Annotated in this window: 11 protein-coding genes; 6 read left to right on the forward strand and 5 right to left on the reverse strand. The window is 72.7% G+C overall.

Going from position 1 to position 12,414, the window contains the following annotated elements:
• Window positions 1–3: 3 nt before the first annotated feature.
• Window positions 4–1,140, reverse strand: a complete 1,137-nt coding sequence (gene recA / locus ACIA8N_RS17210; RefSeq protein WP_030217661.1) for a recombinase RecA — start codon at window positions 1,138–1,140, stop codon at window positions 4–6.
• 271 nt (window positions 1,141–1,411) lie between these two features.
• Between recA and ACIA8N_RS17215 the strand changes: the two genes are divergently transcribed.
• Window positions 1,412–2,806 carry an SMI1/KNR4 family protein gene (locus tag ACIA8N_RS17215; protein WP_365779285.1) on the forward strand — a complete coding sequence of 465 codons (1,395 nt, stop codon included), beginning with the start codon at window positions 1,412–1,414 and terminating at the stop codon, window positions 2,804–2,806.
• 20 nt (window positions 2,807–2,826) lie between these two features.
• Here the strand turns inward: ACIA8N_RS17215 and ACIA8N_RS17220 are convergent, their stop codons facing one another.
• A complete protein-coding gene (locus tag ACIA8N_RS17220) occupies window positions 2,827–4,335 on the reverse strand; it encodes an IucA/IucC family siderophore biosynthesis protein (RefSeq protein WP_365779283.1) in 1,509 nt (502 codons plus the stop codon).
• Window positions 4,336–4,376: 41 nt separating this feature from the next.
• Between ACIA8N_RS17220 and ACIA8N_RS17225 the strand changes: the two genes are divergently transcribed.
• Window positions 4,377–6,011 (forward strand): IucA/IucC family protein, encoded by a 1,635-nt coding sequence (locus ACIA8N_RS17225; protein ID WP_365779281.1) that lies wholly within the window; start codon window positions 4,377–4,379, stop codon window positions 6,009–6,011.
• Here ACIA8N_RS17225 and ACIA8N_RS17230 read toward each other — a convergent pair.
• On the reverse strand, window positions 5,995–6,363 hold the full coding sequence (locus tag ACIA8N_RS17230; protein WP_365779279.1) for a hypothetical protein: 369 nt from the start codon (window positions 6,361–6,363) through the stop codon (window positions 5,995–5,997). The genes ACIA8N_RS17225 and ACIA8N_RS17230 overlap by 17 nt on opposite strands.
• 167 nt (window positions 6,364–6,530) lie before the next feature.
• Here ACIA8N_RS17230 and ACIA8N_RS17235 point away from each other — a divergent pair, with 167 nt between their 5' ends.
• The 4 genes from ACIA8N_RS17235 (at window position 6,531) to ACIA8N_RS17250 (ending at window position 10,686) form a co-directional block, all read left to right on the forward strand.
• Window positions 6,531–7,751 carry a sensor histidine kinase gene (locus tag ACIA8N_RS17235; protein WP_365779277.1) on the forward strand — a complete coding sequence of 407 codons (1,221 nt, stop codon included), beginning with the start codon at window positions 6,531–6,533 and terminating at the stop codon, window positions 7,749–7,751.
• A complete protein-coding gene (locus tag ACIA8N_RS17240; protein WP_365779275.1) occupies window positions 7,748–8,416 on the forward strand; it encodes a response regulator transcription factor in 669 nt (222 codons plus the stop codon). The genes ACIA8N_RS17235 and ACIA8N_RS17240 overlap by 4 nt, the downstream gene beginning before the upstream one ends.
• 132 nt (window positions 8,417–8,548) lie before the next feature.
• Window positions 8,549–9,850 carry a cytochrome ubiquinol oxidase subunit I gene (locus ACIA8N_RS17245; RefSeq protein WP_365779273.1) on the forward strand — a complete coding sequence of 434 codons (1,302 nt, stop codon included), beginning with the start codon at window positions 8,549–8,551 and terminating at the stop codon, window positions 9,848–9,850.
• A 56-nt stretch (window positions 9,851–9,906) separates the two neighbouring features.
• The gene (locus ACIA8N_RS17250) at window positions 9,907–10,686 is read left to right on the forward strand and encodes a cytochrome d ubiquinol oxidase subunit II (RefSeq protein ID WP_365779271.1); all 780 of its coding nucleotides are present in this window, start codon (window positions 9,907–9,909) and stop codon (window positions 10,684–10,686) included.
• 3 nt (window positions 10,687–10,689) lie between these two features.
• Here the strand turns inward: ACIA8N_RS17250 and ACIA8N_RS17255 are convergent, their stop codons facing one another.
• Window positions 10,690–11,823 (reverse strand): AI-2E family transporter, encoded by a 1,134-nt coding sequence (locus ACIA8N_RS17255; protein ID WP_365779678.1) that lies wholly within the window; start codon window positions 11,821–11,823, stop codon window positions 10,690–10,692.
• 324 nt (window positions 11,824–12,147) lie between these two features.
• The gene (locus ACIA8N_RS17260) at window positions 12,148–12,342 is read right to left on the reverse strand and encodes a DUF3046 domain-containing protein (RefSeq protein WP_030217629.1); all 195 of its coding nucleotides are present in this window, start codon (window positions 12,340–12,342) and stop codon (window positions 12,148–12,150) included.
• Window positions 12,343–12,414 lie beyond the last annotated feature (72 nt).

Here is a 12,414-nt window from a genome sequence, read left to right on the forward strand (position 1 = left end):
GGTTCAGCTCTTGACCGCGGTGGCCTTGGTCGCCTTCGCGGTCTTGCTCGCGGGTGCCGGAACGCTCTTGGCCGCGTCGTCCGCGCCGGCCGCGTCCGCGGCGACCGCCGCGTCCGTCGCCGGTTCGGCCTTGGCGGCCTCGGGCCGGACGCCGACGCCCAGCTTCTCCTTGATCTTCTTCTCGATCTCGTCGGCGAGGTCGGGGTTGTCCTTCAGGAAGTTGCGGGCGTTCTCCTTGCCCTGGCCGAGCTGGTCGCCCTCGTACGTGTACCAGGCGCCGGCCTTGCGCACGAAGCCGTGCTCCACGCCCATGTCGATGAGACCGCCCTCGCGGCTGATGCCCTGGCCGTAGAGGATGTCGAACTCGGCCTGCTTGAAGGGGGGCGCGACCTTGTTCTTGACGACCTTGACGCGGGTGCGGTTGCCGACCGCGTCCGTGCCGTCCTTGAGGGTCTCGATACGACGGATGTCGAGGCGCACCGAGGCGTAGAACTTCAGGGCGCGGCCACCGGTCGTGGTCTCCGGCGAGCCGAACATCACGCCGATCTTCTCGCGGAGCTGGTTGATGAAGATCGCGGTGGTCTTGGACTGGTTGAGCGCGCTGGTGATCTTCCGGAGCGCCTGGCTCATCAGTCGGGCCTGGAGACCCACGTGCGAGTCGCCCATCTCGCCCTCGATCTCCGCGCGCGGGACGAGCGCGGCGACGGAGTCGATGACGATCAGGTCGAGGGCGCCGGAGCGGACCAGCATGTCGACGATCTCGAGGGCCTGCTCGCCGTTGTCCGGCTGGGACAGGATGAGGTTGTCGATGTCGACGCCGAGCTTCTTGGCGTACTCGGGGTCGAGGGCGTGCTCGGCGTCCACGAACGCCACCTGGCCGCCGGCCTTCTGTGCGTTGGCGACGGCGTGCAGGGTCAGGGTCGTCTTACCCGAGGACTCCGGTCCGTAGACCTCCACGACACGGCCGCGCGGCAGGCCGCCGACACCGAGCGCGATGTCGAGGGCGGTCGATCCGGTGGAGATCACCTCGATCGGCTCCTGGACACGGTCACCCATGCGCATCACGGCGCCCTTGCCGAATTGGCGTTCAATCTGTGCGAGCGCGGCGTCGAGCGCCTTCTCGCGGTCGGTTCCTGCCATGGGTTCCACCCGGTTTGCTTGAGTCGATCGCTTCATGTGAAAGACGCTAACCCCTGCCACTGACAATGGGCCCCGACGTCCCCTCCGGCCTGTGGACAACTCGCCGACAAGCCCGTGATTCCAAGGGCCGGACTTCCATAAGAATGGATGTTCGATTTCAGTGTCAAGCGAGCCGCGCCGGTGACGGAGGGGTGTGGCGGCCGCCGCCCGCCGGGTGCCGTGCCCGGCCACGGAGCCCTCGCTGTCATCGGCTCCGCGTACGGTCTGCCGCATGGTCGATCAGAGTCTTCCCCTGTCCTCCGTAGGCGCTTTCGCGGTCTGGGAACCCGTGCTGCGGCTCATGCTGGGCGACGAATCGGACCGGCGTGCCGGCAGGACGGCGCGTGTCGCGGGACGTGTCGGCCAGTACGGGTGGAATCTGGCCCACCGGGGTTCGATGCCGTCGGCGGCGCGGATCGCGGTGGAGGGCATACAGAGGGCGCTCGCGCGCGGCCGGGTCCAGGAGGTCTCGTTCAGCGCTGAGGTCCGGCCGGACGGAAGGACGACGCTCGCCCTTGTCTGGCCGAGCCCGGTCGTGGAGCCTGCCGTCGGCCGCCCTGACCTGGGGGTGCTCGTCCTGGCCGAAAACTCCCTCGCCGAGCCCTGGCTGCGCCGTCCCGAGCCGGTGCCCGAGGCGACGCCGGCGCCTTCGGCGGATCCGGAGTCCCTCGAGTGGACGCTCCGCGAACGGCTGCCCGACGCCGTCGGTGCCACGGAGGCGGAGATCGCCGCCACCGAAGCGCGCCTCGGTGTCACCCTGTCCGACGAGCTCAAGGCGCTCTACCGGGTGACCCGGGTGGACTGGATCGACGACTTCGAGGCGGCGGTCCGCGCCGGCGAGGCGGTCGGCTGCGAGCTGTCCGGCCTGGACGACCTGGAGGGCGTCGACGCGGCGGTCCGTCACCCCGGCTGGCAACGCGGCGCCACGCACGCGGGCGGCACGTCGCCCGACGCCGCCGTGCAGGGCCTGGCCGGCTCACCGGGGTGGATCCGCTTCGGGGGCAACGGCGGCGACGACTTCGCGGTCGACCTGACTCCCGGTCCTGCCGGGTATCTCGGGCAGGTCATCCTGGTCAATCACGAGCAGAGCTTCGGTGCCGAGCTCGTGGCCGACTCCCTCACCGATTTCGTGCTGGGCCGGCTGCGGGAGGAACGCCGCGACCACCCTCACCGCCGCGGAGTCGGGCTTCCGGCCGTGGCCAGAGTCGCCACCGGAAGCACCGGAAGCACCGGAAGCACCGGAAGCACCGAGACCGTACGGGCCGCCGCTCATCCCGACCTGGAGGTCCTGGTCATAGGGGCGGCCGGGGACGGCGCACCGTTCAGCCTCGCGCCTGTCTCCGGGCTGCCCCGCCTGCGTACTCTCACCGCCTCCCCCGGAACACTGGCCGACCCGCTGGAGGTCGCAGGTCTGACCGGCCTGGAGTACCTGGAACTGGGCACGGAGGAATGGCGTGCCCTCCTGGACGCCGGAGCCGTCCCACGGACCCTGAAAGCCGCGGCGGTCACGGCACGGGACCAGGACCATCTGCCCGTCGTGGCGATCGCCGACGAGATCCTCGCTCTCCGGGACCGGCCCGGGATCGTCCGGACGCTCCTCGACGGAGACCTCGGCCCCGCGACCTGACCTGCGGAGCCGTGCGGGGGTCAGGACCGGCTCACCGACGGATGCGGCAGTCCCGTCCACAGGTCCCCGCCGCCGTTCGGATCCAGTCGCATCAGCGTGAGCGCCTTCGCCGGAAGCGGTTCCGACCGCACGGCCCGTACGTCCGGGGTGGCGGCGAGGTCCCGGGTCGCCGCCTCCAGGATCGTCCCGAGGGTCGGCGCGTCACCGGCGAGCGGGCCGAGCGCCCCGGTGACCAGGCTGCCGAAGACCTTGCGCCGGAGCACCGCCGGGTCGTCGTCCAGGAGCCGGCCGTGCAGGGGCGGGACCGGGATGCCGTGCCGGGTCAGGCGGGCGGGGCTGATCCGGATGTCGGCGAGGTCCCGGTAGACGAGGCGCACGACCCGGTCCTCGGCGTCGACGACGGCGAGCAGGTTCTGACCGTGCGCCTCCAGGGCCACCCCCAGGTCGAGCAGCTCCAGGCAGGCGCCGAGCGCCAGCCGCGCGAACTCGACGGCCCTGTCCAGCCGTTCCGCCGGTGCGCGGGACGCGAGGAGCGCGGGGAGTGCGGCCACCGGGACGGCCCTCTCCCCGGCCGCCGCGTCCGCGTGGACCTGGGGTGACTCGCGCAGGAGCACCGCCAGGTCGGCCGATCCCGCTCCGGCCGCCGCCAGGTTGCGGGCGATGCGCAGCCGCCCGTCGAGCCGGTGGACGAGCCGCTCGACGAAGTCGGACGTCGCGACGGCGTGGGTGACGGTGTACGCCGAGATGTCCCGCACGGTCGAGGTGAGCCGCGTACTCAGCGACGTCTTGACGTGCGTGCCCCCGCCGATGTCGAGCGTCCGCAGCGACAGCAGCGGGTGCGCGGCGGGGCCGCGCCGCAGCGGTCTGCCGGACAGGACGTGCTCCGCCTGCCAGGGGTGGACGGGAATCAGCACGGAGGCGCCGTCGCGCAGCTCGGCGGGCCATTCCCCCGTCACCGCCGCGTCCTCGACCGCGGCCAGCCTCAGGGCGACGACGGGCCGGTGCTCCGGTGCGTACGCCAGCTGCTCGGCGGCGGAGAAGCCGGGCCGGGAGCGGCAGCCCGGATGGTACGGGTGCCCGTCGGTCTCGCCCTGCTCCCATTCCCACGGGTGGACGGGCGGCGCCGTCCGCCGGGGGGTCGTACGGGAGAGGGCCATGGACGCGACGCTGTGGTCGAGTTCGGCGGCCAGTCGCCCGCCGCCCGGCACGGCCAGGGCCGTCACCAGTTCAGCCGGATGGTCGTACCGGACCCCGTCCAGGTCGAGCCCGGTCACCGACACCGCCGTCGCCCAGGGGTCCGAGAGCGGCCCGTGCAGACGCCGCCCGTCGTCCAGGCGCAGGGTGACCCCGTCCCGGCCGGTCGCGCGCCCGGCGACCCAGGGCAGCGGCTCGTGGACGAGGCCGCGCCACAGCCGGGTCAGCACCGCGGCCCTGGCCCCGGGGAGTCCGGCGACGTACGCCGCCGTCAGCCCCGGCCGGACCGCGTCCAGCTCGGCGGCGAGGGTCCGCTCCGCGGCAGTTCGGCACATGCGGTTGTTCTATCGCGGCCGGGGGCAATCCACACATACTGATGTCGATGAACGCACTCACGCGGGCCGCCGACGCGCTGGCGGTGACGCCTCTGCTGAACTGCCTGCTCCGTGAGGCCGCGGACCCGGCGGCGGACCCGACCGCGAACGCGGCGGCGCACCCGGCGCCGGATCCGACCGCCGACCCGGCCGCGAACCCGCCGGCTGTGCACCGATCCCAGGAACGGAAAGCCGAAAGCCGACCCCCCGAGTACGCCGTCCACCGCCTGCGCTTCAGCGGCCGGCTCCTGCGGGTCCGCCCCGGCCACCGCCCCTCCGGCCCCGAGCTGTGGACGGGGCACGCCTGGCGCGCCCTGAGCCACGCCGGCCTCGTCGACCTCGCCGTCCAGGAGATGCACGCCGCCACCGGACGGCATAACCCCGACCTGGCCGCCGAAATGGCCGCGAGCCGCGCCGCGGTGCGGGCCGTCCTCGCCGCGCGCGCCCGCACGGCACCGCCCGACGACCCCTGGCTGCGCTCCGAACAGGCCCTGGTCATGGGCCACCCGTACCACCCGGCCCCCAAGGCGCGTACGAGCGACGGCTCCCCCACGGCCTGGCTGCGCTACGCGCCCGAGGCGTACGCCCGGTTCCCGCTCACGTTGCTCGGCGTACGCGAGGACGTACTGGTCGAGGACGGCGACACACGGGCCCTGGACGCCCTCGGCGAGGCTCCCCCCGGCTACCGGCTCCTGCCGGCCCATCCCTGGCAGCTCGAACTGTCCGAGCGGGCTCCACGCGTGCGTGCCGCCTTCTCCGACGGCCGCCTGGTCCGGCTGGGCGTCACCCCTCGGCCGGCCAGGCCGACGGCCTCCGTGCGCACCCTGTACGTCGAGGGGGACGGCTCGCGGGACGACAGGGACCTGTTCCTGAAGTTCAGCCTCGACGTCCGGATCACCAACGACGTCCGACGGATACGACGGCACGAACTGCTCCACGTACGCCGCACCGACCCGTTGGTCAGCGCCGCCTTCGCCGCCATGGACGGCCCGGCGTCCTGGCTGAGCGACCGCGGCTTCCGCACGGTGGACGGCCTCATCGAGACCTGTGCCGTCGTCGTCCGGGACGGCCTGGACCGGCATCTGCCCCCGGGTTCGACGGCCGTCCTCGCCGCCGCGCTCGCCGAGGGCTTCCCCGGCAACCCCCTCGACCGGATCACCGATCCCCGGCCCTGGTGGTCGGCCTACCTGCGGTGTGTCGTGGCACCCGTCCTGGAGGCGTTCGCCCGCTTCGGCGTCGTCGTGGAGTGCCACCTGCAGAACACCCTGATCGCCGTGGACGGGCGAGGTATGCCCGTCCAGTCCGTCTTCCGCGACGCGGAGGGCGCCAAGACGGTCCCGCTGACGCCCCGTGCGGCGGCCTGGCAAAGGCTGGTCTACTGCCTCGTCGTCAACAACCTCTCCGAGGTCGCCGGCGCCCTCACCCACCGCTTCCCGGGCTCCGCCCCGGCCCTGTGGGACCTGGCCCGCGCCGAGTTCGAGCGGGGCGGCCGGCTGCCGGCGCTCCCCGACGTCAAGGCGCTGCTCGACTCCCCCACCCTTCCCGGGAAGGCGAACCTGCTCTCCCGCTGGATCGGCGCGAAGGCGACCGCCCCCCACTACCTCCCCGTGCCCAACCCCCTCACGGGTTCTCTCTGAGGTCCCGCACGCGCCCGGCCCGACGCGCGCGTACGGCCCGAATCGCGCGCGTGGTGCCGTATCCGAGCAGCCACGGCAGCACCGTGATGCCGAGGACGTACACGAGGAGGTAGCCCAGGATGTCGTCGGCCTCTTCGGCGAGGCTCCAGGAGTCGAGGGGAAGCACCACGACGGCGGCGGAGACCAGGACCGGCACCAGCGGCAGGAGCACGGACGACAGCCGCGGCCACCTGCCGGGCCGCCGGGCGCACCACACGCCCGTGCCCGCCATGAGGAAGGGCCCGATCGGCACCCACAGCACCGCCGGGACGAGCAGCAGGGCCCACCACTCGTCCGACGCACCGAACATCATCGAAGCCGCCCCCTCGTCCCGCCCCTGTCCCGCAACACCCACGTCCGGAACCAGAACCCGAACCCCCGCACGAGCCCCGCCGGAACCCGACCCCCCGCCCGAAGCACCCCGCACAGGCACCCCAGCACGACCCGCCCCACCGCGAACCCCCGCCTATCCTTCGACGCATGTCCCTCCCCCTCCGTTCCCCCGGCGGCGGACGTCTTTCGCCGCGTGCCGCAGACGCCCTGGTGGCGGGTGTCGTGCTGGCCGTCGTCGCCGTCTGGACGCTCGTCTCCGCGCACTGGGCGAGCGAACCCGCCGTCCGTACGGTGCTCGGCTGGGCGCTGATCCTGGTGGGATGCGGGGCACTCTGCTTCCGGCGGCGGCAGCCGGTCGGCGTCGCCGTCGTCACCCTGCTGGCCTGCGTCGTGTACTACCCGCTGTCCGCCCAGGACGGCCCGCTCATGATCGCCTTCGCGCTCGCGCTGTACACGACCGCCGCGGAGGGCAGGTTCGCCGCCGCCGTCGCGCTCGCCGCCGTCACCCTGCTCGCGGTGGGCGTCGGCGAGATCCGTCAGCAACCGGGACACCGGCAGATCGACGAGACCTCGCTCGCCATGCTGGCGGGCTGGCTGATCAGCCTCGTCGCCGTCGGCCGTGCCCAGCGGACCCGCAGCGCCTACCTCCACGAGGTGGAGCAGCGGGCGCTCGCCGCCGAACGGGAGCAGGAGGCGCGTGCCCGGCAGAGCGCCACGGAGGAGCGGCTGCGGATCGCCCGCGAGGTGCACGACGTGCTGGGCCACAGCATCTCGCTGATCAACGTCCAGTGCGGGGCGGCGCTGCACCGGCTCGGCAAGGGTCCCGCCCCCGAGGCCGGGCTCGTCACCGCCACCGAGGCCCTGGAGGCGGTCAAGGCCACCAGCAAGGACGCGCTGCGCGAGCTGCGGGCGACCCTCGGGGTGCTGCGCCGCGCCGACGAGCCCACGCCGACCGCCCCGACCTCCGGTCTCGCACTCCTCGGCGACCTCGCCGGGCGCGCCCGGAGCGCCGGTCTCGACGTCCGTACGGAGACCACGGGCACGCCCGTGCCCCTGCCGCCGCCCGTCGACCTCGCCGCGTACCGGATCGTGCAGGAGTCACTGACGAACGTGACCCGTCACGCGGGCGCGCGGACCGTCCGCGTCACCCTCGACTGGGGTGCGGACGCGGTGCGGCTCCGGATCGAGGACGACGGCGGGGGCGCGCCGGAGGGCCGCCCGCTGGGCAGCGGCGTCCGGGGCATGACCGAGCGGGCTCGTGCCCTCGGCGGCGGGCTGACCGCCCAGAATGGGGACGGCGGCGGTTTCCTGGTGGACGCCAGACTGCCGTACTCCGTACCCACCGCGTCCGAGGGGGACTCCCGATGATCCGTGTCGTGCTCGCCGACGACCAGACCCTGGTCCGGGCCGGCTTCCGGTCGATCCTCTCCGACGAGGAGGACCTCGAGGTCGTGGGCGAGGCCGGGGACGGGGAGCGGGCGATCGCGCTGGCCCGTGAACTGCGCCCGGACGTCGTCCTCATGGACATCCGCATGCCGGTGCTCGACGGCCTCGAAGCCACCCGCCGCATCACCGCCGACGAGCGGCTCGAAGGGGTCCGGGTGATCGTCCTGACCACGTTCGACGCGGACGACCACGTGTACGGGGCGCTGCGCGCGGGCGCGTCGGGTTTCCTCGTTAAGGACACCGAGCCGATGGAACTGCTGCACGCGGTGCGGGTCGTGGCGCGCGGCGACGCCCTGATCTCCCCGGCCGTGACCCGCCGTCTGATCGCCGAGTTCGCGGGCCGGGCGGAGCGGCAGCCGGATCCGAGCCCCCGGCTCAACGCCCTCACCGAGCGGGAGCGCGAGGTCCTCGGCCTGGTGGGCGCGGGGCTCTCGAACGACGAGATCGCCGGTCGTCTCGTCCTGTCGCCCGCGACGGCGAAGACCCATGTCAGCCGGATCATGACCAAGCTGGCCGTACGCGACCGGGCGCAGCTGGTGATCCTGGCGTACGAGTCCGGGATGATCACCCCCGGCTGGCTGGCCTGACCCGTAGGGGATGGGGGCCGGCCCCCACGACTCGGGGAGTACGCGCGCGTGGACCGCCACAACCGGTGGGGTACGGCCGGTGTCCACCGGGGGGTGACGACGGGCCCGTGACCGTACGCCGACGCTGAGCGGGTGAAACAGGACGTACTCGATCTCGCGCGGCTGCAGTTCGCCCTCACGGCGGCCGGCCACTTCCTCTTCGTCGCCCTCACCCTGGGGCTCGCGACCGTCGTCGCCGTGCTCCAGACGAAGGCCACGTTCGGCCGGAAGCCGCTGGACGCGCGCATGGTGCGTTTCTGGGGCCAGCTGTACGTGATCAACTACGCGGTCGGGATCGTCACCGGCCTCGTGATGGAGTTCCAGTTCGGCATGGCCTGGAGCGGACTCACCCACGAGGCGGGGAACGTCCTCGGGGCCTCGCTCGCCGTCGAGACGATCGTGGCGTTCTTCGTCGAGTCGACCTTCCTCGGGCTGTGGATCTTCGGCTGGAACCGGCTCAACCGCTGGGCCCACCTGGCCGCGATCTGGATCGTCGTCCTGACCGCCTATCTGTCGGCGTACTGGATCCTCGTCTCCAACGGCTTCCTCAACCACCCGGTGGGGTACGGCTCCGAGAGCGGCGAGCTGGTCCTCGACGATCCGCTCGCGGTGCTCACCAACCCCTCCGCGCTGCTCGCCTTCGGGCACGTCCTGGCGGGGGCGCTGCTCACCGCGGGCTTCTTCATGGCCGGGGTGAGCGCCTACCACCTCTTCCGGCGCAGCCCGGAGTGGGAGTTCTTCGGCCGCAGCCTGCGGATCGGGGTGTTCCTGTCGGCGCCCGCACTCATGGCGGCCGCCGTCTTCGGCGGCGTGCAGTTCGCCGTCCTGGATTCCTTCCAGCCGATGAAGTCGGCGGTGTTCAGCGGGAAGGCGGCCGAGATCGCCCGGGTCCAGGCGGAGATGGCGGAACGTTTCGGGCCGGGCGACTACGTGCCCTCGGAGGCGTGGACCCGGGGCGGTGCGCTGCTGATGCTGATCAGCTTCGCCCTGATGATGTACCTGTGTTTCGCCGGAGTGATCCTGGCCTCCTTCAAGAAGGTCGTCCTCCGGTTCCGGCTCTGGCATCTCGTCCTGATGGCGGCCGTGCCCCTGCCGTATCTCGCGATGATCAGCGGCTGGGTCTTCCGGGAGTCCGGGCGGCAGCCGTGGGTGGTGTACGGGCTGCTGAAGACGGAGGACGCCGTCTCGGCCCTCTCCCCCGGCACCATGCGCATCTCCCTCACCGTCTTCACCACGGTCTTCGTCCTGCTCGCCGCCCTCAACGCCTGGCTCCTCACCCGCCACGGCCGCCGGGGGCCCGTCGAATCCGGCCTCGGCCACGACGAGCGCCCCACCGAACGGGCGGAGGGCGACGCGCCCGACCCGGCCGACGCGCTGCCCGCGCCCCGCTACTGAGCCCCTGACCTCCCCTGAACCCCTGACCTCCCCCGCCACGTACCCGAGGAGCCCCCGTGGAGACCCTGGCCATCGCCCTGCTCGCCTTCTTCGCGGCGGGCTGGTTCGTCCTCGCCGGGGCGGACGTCGGCACCGGCATGCTCCTCCCCTGGCTCGGCCGGAGCGACCGCGAGCGAAGGCTCGTCCTGGCCTCCTTCGCCCCCTTCTTCCTGGGCAACGAGGTCTGGCTCGTCGCCACCGCCGGGGTCCTGGTCGGATGCTTCCCGGCCCTCGAAGGGGAGCTCCTGAGCGCGCAGGTCCCGGCCCTCGTGGCCCTGCTCACCGGCTGGATCGTGCGGGACGCGGGACTCTGGTCGCGCGGCCGTGGCCCGGGTCCGCGCTGGCGCGCTGCCTGCGACGGGGCCGTGACGTGCGGCAGCTGGGCCGTCGCGCTCTCCTGGGGGTGGCTGCTCGCGGCCCTCCTGACCGGCCGGCCGTACGCGCCGGCGGCCGGCCCCACGGGCCTCCCCGCCGCGCTCGCCGTCGCCGCGCTGTTCGCCGCGCACGGGCTCGGCTTCGCCGGCCTCCGGCTCACCGGTCTGCCGTACGAGCGGGCCCGCAGGCTCGTCGGACACGCCGGGCGGCCCTGGCAGTCCTTCGCGCTCACGGCGGTCCTGATGGGCGGGCTGCCGCTCTGGGCAGGGACCGCGCTCCCGCTGGCCGAGCGGACGGCCGCCCCCGGCACGCTCACGCTGCTCGTGCCCGCGCTGCTGTGCGTCACCCCGCTGCTCGTGGCCGTCCAGGCGTGGATCTGGCACACCTTCCGGCACCGGGTCACCGGGCCTTCGTACCTCTGAGGCTCAGGTGCCGTCCGGTCCGCCCGTCTCCTTCTTGTGGTGCAGGGCCTTCTGCAGCCGGGCCACCACCGCCTCGCCGTATCTGCGGTGGCCGTGGACCCGGGGGTCGTCCGTCACGTCGTACCGCTTCACATAGGCGCCGAGGAAGGCCTGCAGGGTGGCGACGGCCGGGATCGCGATCAGCGCGCCGACGGCGCCAAGGAGCGCCGTCCCCGCGATGACCGAACCGAAGGCCACCGCCGGGTGGATGTCCACCGTCTTCGACGTGAGCTTCGGCTGGAGCACGTAGTTCTCGAACTGCTGGTAGACCACGACGAATCCGAGCACCCACAGCGCGTACCAGGGGTTGACCGTGAAGGCGATCAGCATCGGCAGCGCACCGGCCAGGTAGGTGCCGATGGTCGGGATGAACTGCGAGACCAGGCCGACCCACACGGCGAGCGCGGGCGCGTACGGCACGTCCAGGATCTCGAGGAGCACGAAGTGCGCGAGACCCGAGATGAGTGCCATGAGACCGCGCGAGTAGAGGTAGCCGCCGGTCTTGTCGACCGCGATCTCCCAGGCCCGCAGCACCTCGGCCTGCCGGGCGGGCGGCAGGACGGAGCAGAGCGCGCGCCGGAGCCGGGGCCCGTCGGCGGCGAAGTAGAACGAGAACAGGAAGATCGTCAGGAGCCGGAAGAGGCCGCCGAGGACGGTGGCGGAGACGTCGAGCACACCGGACGCGCTGTTCTGCACGTACTTCTGCAGCCAGTCGGAGCTCAGGAGACTGTCCTGGACCTCGACCCGCGACAGGTCCGTGTGGAAGGTCTGGTTGATCCACCTGATCACCGAGTCGAGGTACTGGGGGAAGTTCTCGACCATGTCCACGATCTGGCCGGCGAGCATCGAACCCAGGAGCACGACGAAGCCGACGCCGAAGATCAGGACGGCGATGAAGACGAGGAAGGTGGCGAGGCCGCGCCGCATCCCGCGCGCAGCCATCCGTCCGACCGCCGGTTCGATGGCGAGGGCGAGGAAGAAAGCGAGCAGGATGTTGACGAGGAGCCCGACGAGCTGGTGGAAGGCCCAGTTGCCCAGCAGGAAGCAGGCGTAGAGCGCGAACGCGAGGACGAGCGCGCGCGGCAGCCAGCGCGGCATCCGGGCGGCCGAGTCGCCGCTCACCGGGACCTTGCCACCGCCGCCGCCGTCGCCTCTGCCGGCCGCGCCGGCCGCGGACATCGCCTCGGCCGCGCCGGTCGTGCCGGCCGCGTCGGTCGTACCGGTCGTCTCGGCCGCGCCGTTCCCCTTGATCGCGGAGGTCGGGTCGGGCGTCTTCGTCGTGTCGGGCTTCTTCGTCGTCTCGGTCGCGGAGGTCTTCTCGGTGTCGTCAGTCGGGGCCACCCCGCCAGTCTCGCGCACCGGACGGACATTCCACCCTGGACCCCTCACATCCCCGCCGGTCGACCGTCCCCCCACCGACCGTTACCGCTTGTCCGCCGGTACGTCGACGGCCGCGCAGACGGCCCGCCACACGTCCTTCGCCTCCCAGCCGGCGTCCAGCGCCTCGCGTACCGTCCGACCCCCCAGCTCGGTCATCACATGGTCACGCGCGAAGGACTCGGCATAGGACCCACCGAAGTGGTCCGCCATCCGCTCCCAGAAAATCGTCAACCGCATGACCCCAGTATCCCGCTCCCAAGAGTGCAGCCCGCTCCGTAGGCCTTGTCACCGCGCCTTTCCGCCCTACGG

It is taken from the genome of Streptomyces sp. NPDC051822, assembly GCF_044452745.1.
In the GTDB taxonomy this organism is placed as follows: domain Bacteria; phylum Actinomycetota; class Actinomycetes; order Streptomycetales; family Streptomycetaceae; genus Streptomyces.

Excerpts from the sequence above, each read along its gene's own strand:
- recA (WP_030217661.1), bottom strand. The coding sequence starts at position 1,140 with ATGGCAGGAACCGACCGCGAGAAGGCGCTCGACGCCGCGCTCGCACAG.
- ACIA8N_RS17220 (WP_365779283.1), bottom strand. The coding sequence starts at position 4,335 with ATGTGCCGAACTGCCGCGGAGCGGACCCTCGCCGCCGAGCTGGACGCG.
- ACIA8N_RS17215 (WP_365779285.1), top strand. The coding sequence starts at position 1,412 with ATGGTCGATCAGAGTCTTCCCCTGTCCTCCGTAGGCGCTTTCGCGGTC.
- ACIA8N_RS17225 (WP_365779281.1), top strand. The coding sequence starts at position 4,377 with ATGTCGATGAACGCACTCACGCGGGCCGCCGACGCGCTGGCGGTGACG.
- ACIA8N_RS17240 (WP_365779275.1), top strand. The coding sequence starts at position 7,748 with ATGATCCGTGTCGTGCTCGCCGACGACCAGACCCTGGTCCGGGCCGGC.
- ACIA8N_RS17230 (WP_365779279.1), bottom strand. The coding sequence starts at position 6,363 with ATGATGTTCGGTGCGTCGGACGAGTGGTGGGCCCTGCTGCTCGTCCCG.
- ACIA8N_RS17260 (WP_030217629.1), bottom strand. The coding sequence starts at position 12,342 with ATGCGGTTGACGATTTTCTGGGAGCGGATGGCGGACCACTTCGGTGGG.
- ACIA8N_RS17255 (WP_365779678.1), bottom strand. The coding sequence starts at position 11,823 with ATGCCGCGCTGGCTGCCGCGCGCGCTCGTCCTCGCGTTCGCGCTCTAC.
- ACIA8N_RS17235 (WP_365779277.1), top strand. The coding sequence starts at position 6,531 with ATGTCCCTCCCCCTCCGTTCCCCCGGCGGCGGACGTCTTTCGCCGCGT.